The sequence below is a fragment of the Gelidibacter sediminis genome (assembly GCF_004364975.1).
In the GTDB taxonomy this organism is placed as follows: Bacteria; Bacteroidota; Bacteroidia; order Flavobacteriales; family Flavobacteriaceae; genus Gelidibacter; species Gelidibacter sediminis.
The window spans coordinates 742,916-761,198 of record NZ_SOBW01000008.1; the positions used below are offsets into that span (position 1 = coordinate 742,916).

Here is an 18,283-nt window from a genome sequence, read left to right on the forward strand (position 1 = left end):
TTAAAATTTTCGAGTAATTAGTTTTTTTTATCCAAAACCTCATATGTAGAGTTGTTCGATTTATATTCTGGAATTAGTAATTTGAGGGATGATACAATTACAAGAGGTTGCGTACTGGAATTTAACGTGGTGATATTGTTTATAGCATTTTCTACATGTTCCATATCGATATGTCGTGATTTTGCAATCATGATTTTTTCATGATACGTTTTTTTCGTGTTTTCACCATCCGCCAATAGTTCTTCATAAATTTTCTCTCCTGGCCTTAATCCAGTAATTTTTATATCAATATCTTCAGGGTAGCGTAAACCAGATAGCATGATCATGTTTGTGGCAAGATTAAATATTTTAATTGGCTCACCCATGTCAAAAACAAATATCTCACCGCCATTACCCATTGCTGCTGCCTCTAAAACCAACTGGCAAGCTTCTGGAATCGTCATGAAATAGCGTGTAATATCTTTGTGTGTCACTGTAATGGGGCCCCCTTTTTCAATTTGTTTTTTAAATAATGGAATTACGGACCCATTTGACCCCAACACATTACCAAACCTTGTGGTAATGAACTTGGTTTTACCTTTTTCTTTAAGGCAAGTTACGTAAAGCTCTGCCACGCGTTTCGTGGCCCCCATTACATTTGTTGGATTTACTGCCTTATCTGTAGATATAAAGACAAATTTCTCTACACCATGTTTTACAGAAATATCGGTGACGTTTTTCGTGCCTCCAACATTTACACTAACGGCTTCATAAGGGTTGTTTTCCATTAATGGAACATGCTTATAGGCAGCAGCGTGAAAAACTATTTTTGGTTTATGCAAATTGAAAACTTGGTCCATCCTAGTCCTATTTCGAACATCCGCAACAATAATTTCAATGTTTTCAAGGCCCTGAGATTTGAACTCTTGCTGAATATCATATAACGCAGATTCTGAGTTGTCTAAAAGGACCAATTTTTTGTATTTATATATCCCAATTTTTCTACATATTTCACTACCTATAGATCCTGCAGCACCTGTAATTAGAATAACTTTATTCTCATATTCATTAACTAGGGTCGGGTTGATAATGGAAATAGGTTCTCTGCCTAGTAAATCCTCGATTTTAATATTCTTGATTTGGCCTATACTTAGATCGCCATCAATCCAGTTTTGTATTGGAGGAACAATTTTAACATGAAGACCTAAATCAAAGAGGTGGCCAGTAATATTAAGTAAGCGTGTTGGATCAATATTTTGAATTGAAACGATAACCTCTTCAAGCTTATTTTTTTCAATCAGTTCTGCAGTTATATGTTTAAGGTTATAAACTGGCAGAAGGTCAATCTTTTTTCCTACTTTGCCTTCATTGTCGTCAATAAACCCAGTCACAATATAGCTGTTTTTAGGGTCATTACTAATGGCGTCATAGGTAATCATACCGTAATTTCCCGCACCAAAAATTAGCACTTTTTTAGTTGGTACAAAGTCGTTGGTAAGCGTATTATACATTGATTTAATGAATAATTTAAAACCTATCAGCAAGAATATGTTAAGTAAAAGGTGTATGTAAATAATAGAGCCGGGAATATCAAAAACTTCATTAAACTCGTATTTTCTGCTAAAGTATGTGGATATTATTAATAATGTGGCCATAATGTTGGCTCCAATGATGATGTTAATAACATCTTTAAAACCCGTAAAACGAACCACACCTTTATGAGAACCAACAGCTAAAAAGCTTAAGATGGCCGCAGCCATTACAAAAGGAATTTGGATTAACATGGCGCTAATGTCAAATTCAAATTGAAAATTGTATCTTATTATATAAGCTAAGAAAAAGGTAAATCCAACAATAATCAAATCAACCAGCAGTACCAACCATTTGGAGGCATATTTTTGTGATATATTATGTAAAATTTTATAATACATTAATTAAAAAATTGCTTTACAGTTGTAATAACTCTTTTAATTTGCTCTTCCGTCAAATTAGAACCACTTGGGAGGCATAATCCCCTGTCAAACAAGTCATCAGAAATCCCATTGACATAGCGGGGAGCACTCTTGAAAATTGGTTGTTGATGCATCGGTTTCCATAAGGGGCGAGACTCTATATTTTCTTTTTCTAGGGCAGTTCTTAAATGCTCCCGAGTTTTTATAGAATCCAACAGGATACAAGTTAACCATCGGTTTGAAAAATATCCCTCTGGCTCTTGTAAAAATTTGATAGAATTTATATCATTAAAAGCGGTTTCATATATTTTATAATTTTTTCGTCGTTTGATTACATGATCATCCAAAACAGTCATTTGTCCTCTGCCAATTCCAGCCAGAATATTAGACATTCGGTAGTTGTATCCAATATTGGAATGCTGATAGTAAGGTGTATCATCTCTGGCTTGTGTTGCCAAAAACACTGCTTTATTCTTGTTTTTTTCGGATCTTGACACCAAAGCACCTCCTCCGGAAGTTGTTATAATTTTGTTGCCATTAAAGGATAATATCGAATAGTCTCCAAAAGCACCACACTTTTGTCCTTCAAATTCACTTCCTAATGCTTCAGCACTATCTTCAATAACGGGGATGCCATATCTTGCACTTAATTCTTTTACTCTTGAAACGTTGTAAGGCATGCCATATAAATGGACAGCAATAATAGCCTTAGGTTTAACGCCTTTAGTTATTCTATCTTTAATTGCAATTTCTAGTTGAATCGGACACATATTCCATGTTTCTGATTCACTATCTACAAAAACTGGAGTAGCCCCAAGATACACGATTGGGTTTGCGGATGCCGAAAATGTTTTACTTTGGCAAATCACTTCATCACCTTGACTGACATTTAATAAAACAAGGGCTAAATGAATAGCAGCAGTTCCAGAACTTAATACGGCCACATGGGAATCAACACCAAGATAACCTTGAATATCGTCTTCAAATCCAGTAACATTCGGGCCTAAGGGGGCCACCCAATTTGAGTCGAAAGCGTCTTTTATGTAGGATTGTTCATGACCACTCATGTGTGGTGATGATAGCCATATTTTCGGTTTCATAAGTAACAATAATTTGCAGTTAAGTTAGTATACTATAATATTCCATGTAAATAGTGGGGTCTACTATACTTGCCAAAGTACAGTTAAATATGCGGTAATAAGAGATAAAACCCCAATTAAAACGATGAGAAGCAAATATTTACGTTGTTGTTTGTGATGATAAGTTTTAATGTCCTCAACTTCTAATCAATATATCGGTTGGTTATTTTAAGAACTCACCATAATGTTAGTATATCTTACTTATGTTTAATTTCTGCCTTAGGTCCCTTGAGTTTCTAGGCATCGTACGTCCCTAATTTTAGCATTCTACCGTACACATTGCGAATAGAACATTATTTTTAATAAATTAGAAGCTTAAATTGGTTAAATGAACATTTTAATTACTTCTGCAGGACGCAGGGTTTCTCTTGTAAGATCCTTCCAAAAAGAATTTAAAAATGCGGGTATAGAAGCTAGGGTTTTTGCTTCTGATTCCAATCCAAATCTTTCAGCAGCATGTCATGTTGCCGATGCTTTTTTAAAAGTCCCTAAATTAAATGAGTCACACTATTTTGATGAATTGATTAAACTTTGTAAAATCCATGACATAGGTTTGATTATACCAACCATTGATACAGAATTATTAGCCCTGGCACAGTATAAACCGCATTTGGAGATGCTTGGGATCAAAGTTGTCATATCGTCTGTAGATTTCATAGAAACATGTAGAGACAAAAGATTAATACACCAATTCTTTAAGGCTCTAAATGTTAACGTAGCAAAGGAATACGCTAAAGACAACTATAAACTTCCACTTTATATAAAACCAGTTGATGGGAGTAGGAGTGTTGATAATTATATTATTTGTGCTGAGGAAGAGTTGACGGATTATCATTTAAATAACCCAAAACTAATGTTCTTGGAATATTTAGATCATAATCAGTATGATGAGTTCACTTGTGATTTATATTATGACAAAGCCCATAATTTAAAATGTGTGGTGCCAAGAAAAAGATTAGAGGTAAGAGATGGTGAGGTTTATAAAGCAGTGACTGTCAATAACTATTTGGCCTCTTACGTTAAGGAAAACTTCAATTATATTAAGGGTGCTGTTGGGTGCTTAACCGCGCAGTTTTTTGTCAATAATATGGATGATAAACAACTCTACGGTATAGAAATTAATCCGCGATTTGGTGGTGGATATCCATTGTCATATTTGGCTGGAGCCAATTTTTCTAAATGGATTATCGACGAGTATGTATTGGGAGAAACCATTCAGGATAATTTTGATGTCTGGGAAAATAATTTATTAATGATTCGATATGATGATGAAATTTTAGTACATGGATATAAAGGTTGATAGAAACACTGTAGTAGTTTTTGATTTAGATGATACACTTTATAATGAATTGGACTTTTTAAAATCAGCGTACAAATCCATTGCGCAGCATTTAGAACCAAAACAATGGAAACCTTTATATTCAAAGATGTTTTCATTATATCGGTGTAAACTAAATGTCTTTGAATTTCTTTCGAAGATGTATAACATTGACCTGTCTAGCTTAATTGAAATGTATCAACACCATCAACCAGATATTCAGGTATTTGATGGTGTCTTGAAGTTGTTTGAAGAGATAAAGAATAAGAAGGGAAGGATTGGTATTGTTACCGATGGGAGAACACTAACACAACGGGCAAAACTTGAAAGTTTAGGGGTGTTAGAATATATAGATAAAATTATTATTTCTGAGGAGTTTGGGTCTGAAAAACCGAACATCGCAAATTTTAAGGCTATCGAATCTTTTTTACCAGCAACATTATACTATTATATTGCAGACAATCTGAAGAAAGATTTTATTGGACCGCATGCACTTGGTTGGCGAAGTATTGCATTAATAGATAATGGGAAGAATATTCATTATGAGAGCCATATCTATATGGAGAAGCAATCTGAGCCTAACAATTTCATTATTGATTTTAATGATATAAAGATCGCATAATATACATGCTCGAATTTTTAATTTTTCAGTTTTCTATATTCTTCCCCTAACTTTTGCATCGTTATGCTTTCAAAATTATACTGCTTTCTTAAAGTTGAATAATGTTCAAGAATTTCTGAAAAATTTTTAAAATTTTCGTTAATATTATTAGCAAAATTATGAGGATGCCACCAGAGGTGATACACTTCATTTCGTTTCGCTGCTTTTGTCATTGCGTTTTTTATCCTATTTATTTTCAATGGCTCTAAAAACCCCAATTGTGGAGTGTATGGCCTTAAAAACCTACTTGCAGGGATATTAATCAGTTTTGATCTTTTTAAATTATAATCTTCTAATTTAAAACTATTAGATCCTGTAAGATTTAAATAAGAGTCTATCATCCGCGAAGTTTTGAGAAAATATTCAATCAACTTGAGTTTTCGTGGATTGTTATTAAAATTAAACCAACAATTTCCTCTATACGTTTCGATTCCTAATTCTTCGCAAATTTTTAAGTAGCTACTATTTACTTGGTTTCTTGGAAACACAATACTTTTTAGAGAAATATCTAAATGGGATGCAATAGCTACTGCAGAGGTGAGGTCTGCATAAAAATCTGCGTCGGTCTGCCCATTTTCCTGACAATAATAATGTGAGAACGTATGTGTGGCCATTTCGTGCAATGTATCATTCTTGATTTGGCTTACTAAATCCTGACCGAAATAAAATTTCTCATCATTTACCGCCATATTTTGTAACAACTTATAGGCGTCAAGACTTGTATTGGAATAGTTGGGTTTTAGATTAGGAATGAATTTATAGATTTCAGCTTTACTCTTTGCGAACAATATCCCTACTGTGGCAAAAGTTATACACACATTGTGTTGTCTTGACTGTTCCAAAAATTGATTAATGACAATATCAACGTTTGATAATTGAGATTTGCATTCTGAAAGGTGTCTGTTGTCAAAAAAACCCCAATGTTTCTCAAAATCTAGTGATATTACAAATTTCCCATTAGTCATTGTATGTTATTATATAAGTGATTAGTTGCAAATTAATTTAAGTTAACTGAGAGTTTCATGATATCTATGCATTAGAATTTTAACAGATACTTGAATAAAGTGTTATTTACTCTTCAGTGTTATTAGTTCCCTTAAACAAGGCCATATCTACTGATTCCGAGCTGTTGATGTTGCTTTTTTTAACAACCTTGTATAAGGTGAGCCAAAAGATTTTTAAGTCTAACAGGAATGAAAGATGATCAACATAATAGACATCATATTCAAATTTTTGTTCCCAGGTAATAGCATTTCGACCATTTATTTGTGCCCATCCGGTAATTCCCGGCATAACTTCATGTCTTCTATTTTGAAATTTATTATAATACTCGACATATTCGGGCAATAATGGGCGTGGTCCTATTAAACTCATGTCTCCTTTGAGAATGTTTAATAGTTGAGGGATTTCATCTAATGAATACTTCCGACAAATATTTCCTATTACAGTAACCCTATCTAGTGCTGGTAACAAATTTCCATATGAATCAGTGTTATCATTCATAGTTTTCAATTTGATTATTCGAAAAAGTTTGCCATTTTTGCCAGTTCTCAATTGATAAAAAAAAGGTTTTCCACGGTTTATAATACTTAGTATAACAATTAAAATCAATAACAAAGGAGATATTAATACTAGCCCGATTGCAGCAATAACATAGTCAAATATGGGTTTGAGAATTTTGGAATACATAAATTAGAATTCTAATGATCTGTACAAGTTTAATAACGAGTCCCAAATAATTTCCTTCTTATACTTCGCAATTATATTGTCTCTTGCATTTGATGAAAATACAGCTAAATCTGCTGGATTATCGATTAAATATTGCATCGCATTTTGTAATTCTTTCTTTGATTTAGGAGCAATTATAAGTCCATTATTTTTATGGGATATAATTTCATTACATCCATTGATATCAGTTACGATGCATGCCAATTCCATGGCGCCGGCTTGCATGACAACATTTGGAAAGCCTTCGCGATAACTTGGAAATACTAAGGCATTAGAGATGGCAAAATAGGGTCGCACGTCAGATTGCCATTCTACATAAATAATATTATTATTTTGTTCAATTTCTTTTAACGTTTCAGTATTAAGAGGATCTAAGTTGGATTCAAATATTCCAACTAACAATAGTTTTGTTTTTTTATTGGCATTTGAAACTGAGTTAAAAGCGTGTACTAACTCATTAATTCCTTTATCGGCAACTAATCGACCTACATAAATAAACACGAATTCGTCATTAGAAATATTTAATTGAGTTTTTAGATTTTCTTGTTGATTGATGTCTATATTGGCCTTATTAAAATATTCGGTATCAATGCCATTAGAGCTTCCATTTCCTATAATTTTTAATTTATTATCTGAAGCAAACTTGTTTTTTTTTATAATTTCCTGTAAACCGGTAGAATTTGGTATAATTAAAGTGGCATTGGCATACGTAATTTTTTCTACCACATTTAAAAGATTGCGTTTCCGGCCAGTGGCCTCTAAAAGCGGTAAACCAGCAACGGTATGCAACCTGTTGGGAACACCGGCCAATCGCGCTGCAAGCATCCCAAGAGTTCCTGCTTTTGGAGTGTGTGTATGTACTAAAAAAGGTTTTTCTCTTTTTAAATATTTATACAATTGATATGCTGACTTTAAATCCTTTAACGGAGAAATGTTGCGCGTCATATTAATTGCATGGGTCCTAATATTTTCTTGATCTTCCAATTTTGAGAGATATGGGTCTTGACTGGAGACTCCTATAATTTCATAGAATTCACTCATATATTTGAGTTGTCCCTTTAAAAGAGTTAACATGGAACCAGGAATCGTAGTTATTCGAATAATCTTTTTCTTTTCCATTTGGCAGTTAAATTACTGAATATGTATTTAAATACCATTTCTGAAAGGCATAAAAGCACCATACACGTAAACTGTTATCTTCTTTTCCTGAAATGTGATTTTTGACTAATTCACTGATATAATCTTTATTAAAAATGCTTTGAGTTTCTAAAAATTTCTGATCAATGTAGAATTCCAATTCTGGTTTTAAACTACCTTTTAACCAATCTCCAACCGGCACGCCAAATCCTTGTTTTGATTTTTCTAGAAATTTTTGTGGAAACTTATCTGCAAATGCTTCTTTTAATATGTATTTTTTATTCCAACCTTTCAATAAGTATTCTTCTGGTAAAGAATTAGTTAAATTCCATATGTCCTTATTTAGAAATGGTGCTCGACATTCTAATGAATTAAGCATGCTGGTTCTATCAACCTTTACCAACATATCACCTTCCAAACTAATATTTTTGTCCACCAATCTGAAGTCTGTTAAGGTGTTAGGATTCTCTTGATTATATTCCGATTTCAATTGAGCAAAAGTATCTACAATTAGATTGTTTTCCTTTAATAGAAGGTTTTTCTCCTGTTCTGTAAAAGCCAAGGAGATAATGTTCCAATATTGATTTCCTTCATAATTAAAGGCTTTTAATAACCGATTTAATCGGAAACGCATTCCTCTATTGTCATTTTTAGTATGCAATAATCCTGAAGATAAATTTAGAACTTGTTTATGTACCATTTGAGGCATAATTGAGGTGTACTTATTGTTCAATTTACCCATATAGTACTTATTGTAACCCCCAAACATTTCGTCCCCACCATCTCCAGTTAATGCTACTTTTACATAATCACTTGCATGTTTGGAAACCAAATAGGTAGGTAGGGCAGAAGAATCTGCAAAAGGTTCGTCAAAATTTAATAGAATTTCGTCTAGTCTATTTTTAAAATCGTCCTCTTTAACAATGAATTCATGATGATTGCTGTTGATGAGTTTTGCAACAATTTTTGATTTATCTGTTTCATCATACTCTTGTCTTTCAAAACCAATTGAAAACGTTTCAATTTTTTCACTCGAAATTTCAGCTAGGCAGTGTGAAACAATAGAAGAATCAACTCCTCCGGATAGAAAAGCACCTAAGGATACATCTGCAATTGATCGGCTTTCTACACTTTTTATGACCTCATCATATACTTCTTTTTTGGCATTATCAAACGAAATCTCTCTTTTGTAAATTGGTTCTTGTTTTTGAATTTCATGAATCTTAAAGCTGTCTAAGTTTAAGTCAAAGTCGATATAGTGATTCGAGGATAATTTATGGATACCCTCATAAATAGAGTAGGGCGCAGGTATATATGTGAGTCTGAAATAGAGGTTTAAGGCTTCTAGACTAATGTCTGGTTTGCAAGCTAAACAGTTAATTACAGATTTGAGTTCAGAACCAAAAATAAAATCTGTTTTTGTTTTAGTGTAATACAGCGGTTTTTCACCAAAAAAATCGCGTGCTATGAAAACTTTATTCTTAGACTTATCATGTATGCTCAGTGCGAACATGCCATCTAATTCTTTAAATGCAGATGGACCTTTTTGTTCGTAAAGTTTTAGAACCACTTCAGTGTCGCTGGTGGTTTTAAAATTTACGCCAGAGGCCTCTAGCTGTTGTTTTAATATTTTATAGTTATAGATTTCGCCGTTAAAAACAATACTGATTAGATTGTTTTCTGTGTACATGGGTTGTTGGCCGGTACTTAAATCTATAATAGATAGTCGACGCATGGCCATAGCAACAGAAACCGAATCAGATGTTGAGATATAAAATCCATCCTCATCCGGACCCCGATGGAATATTAACTTATTCATCTTAGTTAAATTCTTTCGTAGATGGCTTTCGTCATTAATGACGGTACTAATTATTCCGTTGATTCCACACATTTGATCTAGCCTTCTATAAGTTCTGTTACTTGATTGTAAATAATTTTTAAATCGTTTCGTTTAGCCCGTTCAAAGCCTGCTAGACTATATTTCTGTCTTACTACCGGGTGGGCTTTGAGATAGGTCAATGCTTTCGCTAAAGCAATAGTATCATCAACATTTATAAGTATACCATATTTGCATTGTACAAATTCACCATCTTTGATATTGACGGGCTCATTATCATTTAGTAATTCTAAAGGTCCTGACATACAATTTGTAGCAATTACGGGCAAACCAACGGACATGGCTTCTAATACAACATTCGGAAACCCTTCCGTTCTAGACGATAGAACAAAGCAATCATTCTTGATTAACGCTTGTCTTACGTGGCTTATCTTTCCTAAAAATGTAACTTGTTCTTCAACTTCCAATTCTTTTAAAGATTTGCGTATCTCACTTTCCATTTCACCAACACCTGCATGTTCAAATTGAAAATTATTTTTTTCCAATAGAGGTAAGGTTTTGATAATCATCATTTGATTTTTAGCATGATATAAGCTACCGACATTAATAAATCTGAAAATTTTAGTGGTTACTATCTCTTCTGGGAGCTTTCTTAAATTTTCATCCACGCTAATAGGGTTGTAAATTACTGACATTGGCATATTCACGTTAAAATGGTCCTTCAAATCCTTGTTGATATGAATTGAATTTGAAAATAGATGATCATTCTTTGAATAAAAATATGGAAACATATAGTTAGCTAAAAGACGAGATGAAATATTTGCTTTGTACATAATAGAAGGATAACAACGCTCACTTATAATTGTTCTCAAATCTTTATTCCACATGGCCATAATACCATTAATGATATTTGGCAAGGCTAAAAACGCTAAGGATACATCTATTTTTTTCCGTCTGATTAGTCGATGGTATTTAAAAGTAACAGCTAGCGTATCTTTAGCTTTCCTAAATAGCGTATTCTCTCTACTCATAGAAGATGACAAAATTTCTAATTCTACACCATCAGGAATTTCATAATCTATATAATTATAGAAAAGCACTAAAGTAACGTTATAATCATTAACTAAGTGTTGTAATAACAAACTAATAACCCGCTCAGTACCACCTGCACCGTAATCAATGGATAAAATACTAATATTCTTTTTAGTTTTCATTAGTACAGGTTAATTTAAGAATATATAGATTATGCGCATTTATTTTATTTTAATTTACACCATTCGTTCAGTGTATATTTTTAATTATACACACGATGGACATTGAGTTAATTTTATATGAATTGTTTAGCTCTGTCCTTGACCTAAACGTGAAAATAAATTTTCATATTTCTCTATAATATCCCATTTATTAAATTTTTTAAATACAGTCTCTCGTACCTGTTTTGGCAAAAATTCATTCTTTTTATAAAACAAGTTAATATAGTAGATAAACTCTTCTTCGTCAGAAGCGAGGTACCCATTTATGCCATGTTCTATAATTTCGCTAGTACCACCAGGAGCATGAAATGCTATCACAGGTGTCCCTACCGCACAGCTTTCCAAAACAGCGTTAGGAAATCCTTCAGCATAGGAGCCTTGTAAAAATACGTCGTGGGTACTTAAATATTCTGATATTACAGTAGAATAGGGGATGTATGTGACTTGCGATTCTAGTTTTAATGATTTTATCAATTTTGAAATAGTCTCCAATTCATTTCCTGTACCAATTATGGTGTAATGAAATGGGAATTCTAATTTTGATAAAATCCTTAAGATGCGTTCATGTCCTTTTTCAGCATGTAAACGTCCAACAGTAATAAAGGATAAAATATTAGATTTTTGGGTCGCATCTTTTAATGTAAACCCGTCTGATATAGGATTATTAATGACGACTAATTTCTTTTTATCGATTTGATAATACTGTTCCATTTCACTAGCCATGTCTTCCGATTGACAAATGAACACCGTGGTGCGTTTATGCGCCCTGTTCACCATTTGTCTATAAAACCACGAGTCTGTTTGATTTTCAACTATATCACTGATACTTTTTATATTGGCTTGTCTGGTAACTAACTTTGTATTGGGTAACAATGATAATATAAAAGCTACAGGTATCGTAACATGATCCATGCAGCTCACTACTATTTGCGGTTTGTTTTCTAATAAATACGTAGCGAGTTTAGGGATACTAGATAGAACTCTTGATTTATTGAAATAGTCCACCTTGAGTCCTTCTGTATCATAAGCATTGTCTTTTTCAAAGCCAAAAACAACTAGGCTAACCTCAAAGACTTTTTTGTTAAGATTAGCAGCTACAAAAGACAATACTCTTTCAGCTCCGCCAGCATTTAGAGAAGGAAGAATAAAGATTACACTAGTTTTTTGTGGTTGCATTTTATTTGATTGGAATGTTCTTACAATTTGTATTCAACCACTGTTTAAGCACTAATAAGCTCCATATTAATGGATAACGATCCCATGTACCATCCATATGTTGCTTAATACGAAATTTCACCTCTTCAATATCTATACATGGTATGGATTTCAGGCTGTTGTCATCTAACTCAGATAATACATAATCTTTCAAGTCTTCACGGAACCATCTTGAAAAAGGCATAGTGAAACCTGCTTTTGGCCTGTCGAATATTTCTTTGGGAACGGACTCATAAAGAATGTCCTTCAATATTCGTTTTTGGTTTCCATTATGCATTTTGTATTCGGAAGGAAGAGCGCGTGCAAAATCAACTACACGATGATCCATAAGTGGAGCACGTGCTTCGAGTGAATACGCCATAGTAGCGCGATCTACCTTTGTGTTGATATCCCAATTTAAGTAGGTTTTTATATCAAAATCAGAAACCCGCTCTAATAAGTTTTTATTGTTGTGAAAAAGGTATTTAAGCTCTTCTACATCTTTATAATCTATGTCTGTTTTTAAATACGACAAATCAACCCCTGTCATAGCAGCTAAATACGTGTCATCAATAGTTTTGAATTTTAGCGCTTTGGCAATGACTCTGTGTCTATAATTAGGTGACAATTCAAGAACTTTAGAACCTAATTGCCTCAAAGGCAATGGTAAATAATGAATTCTTTTCCCTTTCATAATCCAACTATAGCGATGATATCCAATAAAGCTTTCATCACCACCATCACCGGATAGTGCTACAGTAACTTGCTTACGGGTATGTTTGGCCAATAACATGGAAGGAATTGCGGATGAATCTGCAAAAGGTTCATCATAGTAATGATTGAAATTTTTAATAAGATCGATGCCCTCATCATAATTACATTCTATGACGTGATGATCGGTTTTTAAATGATCAGCAACTTGCTGTGCGTATTTACTTTCATCAAACCCCTTTTCATTAAATTTTACTGAAAACGTCTTTACCTTCTCGGATGTACTCTGGGTTGCGATTGCTGAAATTAGAGAAGAATCCACGCCACCAGACAAAAACACACCTACAGAAACATCGGCAAATAAACGTGTTGACACGGCGTCATTTAATATGTTTTTCAATTCTGTTTTGGCCTCTTCGTAACTGCCACTAAATTGACTCTTGCCCTGATAATCAATATCCCAATAGCAGCGGTCCTTAAATTCACCAGTGGCTAATTGAAAGGTAAAAGAATGGCCAGGTAAAAGCTTTTTAACCTCATTAAATATGGTCTTAGGATCAGGAATTGCTCCCCATGCGAGATAGTGCGCAATGGCTTCCGAAGAAATGGTCAAATCATGATGATGCAATTGAATTGAAGAAATTTGGCTAGCAAATTCAAAATTCTTACCATTGTGATAATAATAAAATGGTTTCTTACCTAATCGATCTCGCGCTCCAAAAAATAATTGCTTCTTTGTATCAAATATTACAAATGAAAACATGCCATTAAAATGTTCTACACATTCTTCGCCATATTCTAAATATGCGGCACACATAACCTCAGTATCACTTGTAGTACGGAATTGATAACCTTTGGTGGATAACGATTCCTTTAGTGTTTTGAAGTTATATATTTCACCATTAAAAACAATATGAATATGTTCAAAATATGTGAAAGGTTGATCTGACCGTGGGTCTAAATCAATAATAGAAAGTCTATTATGTCCAAAAATTACAGGGTAATTAGCTGAATAATATTTCCAGCCCATTTTATCTGGACCTCTAAAAGCTGTCCTTTGTAATTTTTCTTTTATTTGGACTTCGTTATATTGAAGTGTGGTTCCGTATATGCCGCACATAAGATTGATATTATATAGAGGATAGGGGCTGAATGCCACTATTGACGTTATTAGTAATACTCGCGAAAAGCCACATGGAAGTGAATATGATAACATAATTATCAAAATAATTATGCATAGTCATTAAAATGGCTATTAATACAATGGACAACATTAATTTATGACTAGCGATGTGTAAGTATTTAATACTACTTAATAGTAGGTATAGATAGATAGTAACAATTAATAAAAATGGGATGATACCAGATTCTCCCAACACCATTAAGAATGTATTATGTACACCTTGTTTCCTAGAATCTAAACCACTCATTACTTGATACCCGTTTCCGAGTAATGGACGATCTAAAATCATACTATAATATTGAGACCACGTATCCATTCTTGAATCTTCTTGTATAATTGCCTGTGCTGTGGAGTTTGTATCTGAGTTAAGTAAATTTTCGAAGGCGTTAAACCTTGTAGTATTCAATTGCATAAATGTTGCGAGACTATATGCAATTACAATAGCCCCTAATCCGAAGACAAAATTTAAAGTGTTTTTTCTGTTAGCTAAAATCGAAATAGTACTTACCAATAACCATAATATAATGAATGTTCTTGAAAAAGTAGTGATTCCAGCTAAAGTGAAAATAAATTGCCCCAAAATTTGCAAATTTCGTTTAGTGATGTCGAAACTTAAGCAGTATCCTATAATGCATATAAACCCAGCGCCATTCGGATTTAGATATAATCCACTATATCGTCCAAAACCATCCTGAAAAAGCATCGCATGAATAAGAATGCTGCAAGCTCCTAACATTAACATTACAAAAAACTCATTGATTGTAGTCTTTCTCACAATCTCGCCCCCAGCCAATATTAAAATAATATATTTTATTAATTCAGTAATATAATTGAGCGAGTTGTCAACATAACTCAATGCGCTTATAGCAAAATATAATAGACCCAATATTAAAAAAGGTAGTATTAATTTATTTTTCGCACTTAAGAAATAGTATAATAGCAGTAAGCCATAGGTGAGAAAACTCAATTTACTGCCAATGGAAACATCGTAAGAAAAAAAACTTGGAATCCCCCAGAGCAACATTATCAAAATAAGATATTTTAAAATCTTCATAAAAATTTTTTGACTAATCGAATTGGAGAAACTATTGTAAATATAATGCTACACGTAAAGGTTTTAATAAACGACAGTTTCAAATTTGGGTCATTAAAGTAAAATTTAGATTTAATATATTCAAATGCAAGAATCCGATAATATTTATAGCTTATTATATCAGTCAAACTTCTATTTTCCATTGCATAATATGAACTATAATAGTATCCGATTGCAACTTGCTTCGCTGTTTTAGAAGAATTTATTAAACTTCCTTCAGTGACAAAGGCTTTTAGGTAGGCAATGTTAATACATAAAAAATCATAAGTTTCGTTAATTCTATTCCAGGTGTGACTTTCTCCAATGTGACAATTATTTTGAGTGTATAAGGGATGTTTCCTTAATACTTCTGTTTTCCAACAATGCCACTTGTCCCCATCGATAGGTTTTTTTAGAGATAATATTCGTTCTTTAAAATTTGCCTGCCAGAAATCCTTTGGAAATGGATCTCCCTTAACTTTGCCATTTTCATCTTTGACTAATGTCCAAATAGCACCAATATTCCCATTGGTAAGGTCTATAATATTCCAAAATCGCCTCAAATCTGATAAAGTTTTGTACGAAAAGGAGTCGTCGCTATCTGCAATGATAGTATAATCTTCCATACATCGATTTAGACCATAATTAACAGCATATGGTTTACCCTGATTTTTTAATAATTTGTGATATTCTATTTTTATTATATTTTCAGTTATCCAGTTATTTACAACTTCTTCAGTACTATCACTACTGCAATCATCTACAATTATCCACGTAAATTGTTTTTCTCTCTGATTTATAAGTGAATCATAAACTCTATTTAGAGTATGGGCTCTATTATATGTGGGTGTTATTATGTTAAACATTTTTTCATAGAATTATAATTGTTTTCTAAAATGCCATAAAGCGACGATAAGCACGCGATATGTTCTAGAATCGATAACCTTTACATAATCTGATAGTCTATAATCTAGATATATTGAACTTTTTAAAATAAAATAAATGCATTTAAAAAAATAGAGGGGCGTTTTCAATTTATAATCTTTGTAAAACCAATTTAAATTACAAATGTTGTAAATCACTGTACCTAAGGCATTGTTTTTTATTCCTGATGAAGTTATGGAATTTTCGACATTTAAATAATATTTTCTCAGATTCACATTTATATATTTTGTGATAAATCCTTCCTTTGCTAGAAGATTCCAAATTAACCCTTCTGGTATTAATCCTTTTTGAAATAAATCATCATGTAATTGAACACCTTTTAATATACTCGTTTTTGTGAATCCCCATTTTTCACCATTTATTTTATTAATATTATTAGAAATGAAAGTATTGCTATAAAAAGGGGTTGAAGGAAATTTGTCACCTACCTGATGTCCATATTGATCAATACATAGTCCTGTGACTGCAATGCAGTTTTTTGCAAATTGACTATCAATTGAGGCATATTCAGTGGCAAAAATATCAAGAGCGTCATACATACATTCATCATCAGCATCGAATGGAAGAAAATATTCACCTCGAGCGACTTGTACAGCTTGCATTAGACAAGACATTTTATGCTTATTCACTGTATTATTTATGTAATTTACAGGAAATGTTGCCGTTTTAATTAATGCAAGTGCTACATCGTGCGAATTATCAGTAGAGCCATCGTTAATAAGAATCAATTCGAAATCTCGATAGGTTTGTTTATTTAGAGACCTAAATACTCTATACAAAGTTTTCTCACTATTGTATAAAGGTGTAAATACTGTAAACTTACATGTAGGACTAAATGGATGAGAGGTTTTATAAATCGGTATCAATTCTTTGAGCTTCATATCAAAAATCTTTAGAATTAAGTTTTCTAATATAAATATATAAAACGATACTATTAATTAAAGAAACCACTGAGGTTGCCAATGCTAGCCCAAATACCTCCATATATTTAATAAAGATATAATTAAGAATAATATTTAAGGTTAAACTTATAAGTGATGCAAAAACCATAAAATTATTTTTGTTAATAGAAGTCAAGAATTTAACCATTACCAAGCCTGAAATATAAGAAGGAATCTGTAATAAATACATTTGTTGAATTTTAGAGACAACCAAAGTGTCTGCTGCTTCGAAGGCACCTCGTTCAAAGAGAAGCTCAATAATTGGTTTTGATAATACTACTGAAAAGATTAATAGTACTATACTACCACATATAATATATTTTAAAATTTCATTCAGCTTATTAAAAGCATCCTTTTTATTATCAACAGCATGTTTTGAAAAGTAAGGAAGAATCACAGTTCCAATTCCCATCCCAATTATCCCTATTGTAAAAGAGGGAATCTTATTGCCATAATTTAAGGCTGTAATGGAACCAATAAAAAGTTGTGCCGAAAAAAACTGATCTACAATAGGATTTACGCCTGATATTAGTCCAGAAGAAATTTTTGCAGGAACTTGTCTAAACATAATTACAGCATTCTGACTAAAAAAATCAGGTTTATCAATTTGAATTACATTTTTAGTTAAAGCAATGCTCAGTAATATAAGGAACTGTAAAACGCTTCCAATTAGCGTTCCAGTTGCTAGGACTGCATCTTTTAGTTCAACATGAAAAAACATCAGACATGTTATTATAGACAAAGGGATGACAACTGAAGAAAAAGAAGTATATAAAAATTCGTCATAGATATTTAATAAGCCAGTTAAAAGTGATGATAGTCCCCAAAATAAGATACAAGGTAGTAATGTATAAAATTGCAATTTGACTAAATCATAATAATCCTGAGTATGCCCACTGAAAAAAGCTTTCAAGTAAATATCTAAAAATAAGAATGAAAGAATTATAAAAATAAGGGCTACTGAGATTGTTATTAAACCACTGGTAGTCTGAAAAGATCCAATGTTTCTTGTTGTTTTTTGTTCCGTGATATAGTTAGGAATAAAAACCGAATTGAATGAATTTAAAAATACTTCACTGACTAATCCGGGTATGAGCATTGCAATGAAAAAAGTGTCGAGTAGTTCTGAGAGCCCAAAAGTTTCAGCTATAACTATTTCTTTATAAAACCCAACAGTTTTTATTATTAAAGCTATTGCTCCAACAGTAATCATGTTGAGAAATGTAGGACTGT

Annotated in this window: 15 protein-coding genes; 2 read left to right on the forward strand and 13 right to left on the reverse strand. The window is 32.6% G+C overall.

Annotation, left to right across the window (positions count from 1 at the left end; translation table 11 throughout):
• Window positions 1-17 precede the first annotated feature (17 nt).
• Together BXY82_RS09950 and BXY82_RS09955 are read right to left on the reverse strand one after the other, a co-directional pair.
• Entirely contained in the window at window positions 18-1,910 is a 1,893-nt protein-coding gene (locus BXY82_RS09950) for a polysaccharide biosynthesis protein (protein ID WP_133758043.1), read from the reverse strand.
• Window positions 1,910-3,031, reverse strand: a complete 1,122-nt coding sequence (locus BXY82_RS09955; RefSeq protein WP_133758044.1) for a DegT/DnrJ/EryC1/StrS family aminotransferase — start codon at window positions 3,029-3,031, stop codon at window positions 1,910-1,912. The genes BXY82_RS09950 and BXY82_RS09955 overlap by 1 nt, the downstream gene beginning before the upstream one ends.
• A 367-nt stretch (window positions 3,032-3,398) precedes the next feature.
• Between BXY82_RS09955 and BXY82_RS09960 the strand changes: the two genes are divergently transcribed.
• Both BXY82_RS09960 and BXY82_RS09965 read left to right on the forward strand, forming a co-directional pair.
• The gene (locus BXY82_RS09960) at window positions 3,399-4,370 is read left to right on the forward strand and encodes an ATP-grasp domain-containing protein (RefSeq protein WP_133758045.1); all 972 of its coding nucleotides are present in this window, start codon (window positions 3,399-3,401) and stop codon (window positions 4,368-4,370) included.
• On the forward strand, window positions 4,354-5,010 hold the full coding sequence (locus BXY82_RS09965; protein ID WP_133758046.1) for an HAD family hydrolase: 657 nt from the start codon (window positions 4,354-4,356) through the stop codon (window positions 5,008-5,010). Before BXY82_RS09960 ends, BXY82_RS09965 begins: the two co-directional genes overlap by 17 nt.
• Window positions 5,011-5,027: 17 nt before the next feature.
• Here the strand turns inward: BXY82_RS09965 and BXY82_RS09970 are convergent, their stop codons facing one another.
• From BXY82_RS09970 to murJ, 11 genes are all read right to left on the reverse strand, one after another.
• Window positions 5,028-6,014 carry a polysaccharide deacetylase family protein gene (locus BXY82_RS09970; protein ID WP_133758047.1) on the reverse strand — a complete coding sequence of 329 codons (987 nt, stop codon included), beginning with the start codon at window positions 6,012-6,014 and terminating at the stop codon, window positions 5,028-5,030.
• 106 nt (window positions 6,015-6,120) lie between these two features.
• A complete protein-coding gene (locus BXY82_RS09975; RefSeq protein ID WP_133758048.1) occupies window positions 6,121-6,738 on the reverse strand; it encodes a sugar transferase in 618 nt (205 codons plus the stop codon).
• 3 nt (window positions 6,739-6,741) lie between these two features.
• A complete protein-coding gene (locus tag BXY82_RS09980) occupies window positions 6,742-7,818 on the reverse strand; it encodes a glycosyltransferase family 4 protein (protein WP_317128579.1) in 1,077 nt (358 codons plus the stop codon).
• 85 nt (window positions 7,819-7,903) lie between these two features.
• Window positions 7,904-9,805 (reverse strand): asparagine synthase (glutamine-hydrolyzing), encoded by a 1,902-nt coding sequence (gene asnB / locus BXY82_RS09985; protein WP_133758050.1) that lies wholly within the window; start codon window positions 9,803-9,805, stop codon window positions 7,904-7,906.
• A 5-nt stretch (window positions 9,806-9,810) separates the two neighbouring features.
• Entirely contained in the window at window positions 9,811-10,965 is a 1,155-nt protein-coding gene (locus BXY82_RS09990; RefSeq protein ID WP_133758051.1) for a glycosyltransferase, read from the reverse strand.
• 126 nt (window positions 10,966-11,091) lie between these two features.
• The gene (locus BXY82_RS09995) at window positions 11,092-12,180 is read right to left on the reverse strand and encodes a glycosyltransferase (protein WP_133758052.1); all 1,089 of its coding nucleotides are present in this window, start codon (window positions 12,178-12,180) and stop codon (window positions 11,092-11,094) included.
• A gap of 1 nt (window position 12,181) precedes the next feature.
• Complete coding sequence (gene asnB, locus BXY82_RS10000) at window positions 12,182-14,029, reverse strand: asparagine synthase (glutamine-hydrolyzing) (RefSeq protein ID WP_133758053.1); 1,848 nt, start codon at window positions 14,027-14,029, stop codon at window positions 12,182-12,184.
• A gap of 10 nt (window positions 14,030-14,039) precedes the next feature.
• Complete coding sequence (locus BXY82_RS10005; protein WP_133758054.1) at window positions 14,040-15,146, reverse strand: O-antigen ligase family protein; 1,107 nt, start codon at window positions 15,144-15,146, stop codon at window positions 14,040-14,042.
• The gene (locus tag BXY82_RS10010; RefSeq protein WP_133758055.1) at window positions 15,143-16,030 is read right to left on the reverse strand and encodes a glycosyltransferase family 2 protein; all 888 of its coding nucleotides are present in this window, start codon (window positions 16,028-16,030) and stop codon (window positions 15,143-15,145) included. Before BXY82_RS10010 ends, BXY82_RS10005 begins: the two co-directional genes overlap by 4 nt.
• A gap of 12 nt (window positions 16,031-16,042) precedes the next feature.
• The gene (locus tag BXY82_RS10015) at window positions 16,043-16,990 is read right to left on the reverse strand and encodes a glycosyltransferase family 2 protein (protein WP_133758056.1); all 948 of its coding nucleotides are present in this window, start codon (window positions 16,988-16,990) and stop codon (window positions 16,043-16,045) included.
• 1 nt (window position 16,991) lies between these two features.
• A complete protein-coding gene (gene murJ, locus BXY82_RS10020) occupies window positions 16,992-18,263 on the reverse strand; it encodes a murein biosynthesis integral membrane protein MurJ (RefSeq protein WP_243835776.1) in 1,272 nt (423 codons plus the stop codon).
• Window positions 18,264-18,283 lie beyond the last annotated feature (20 nt).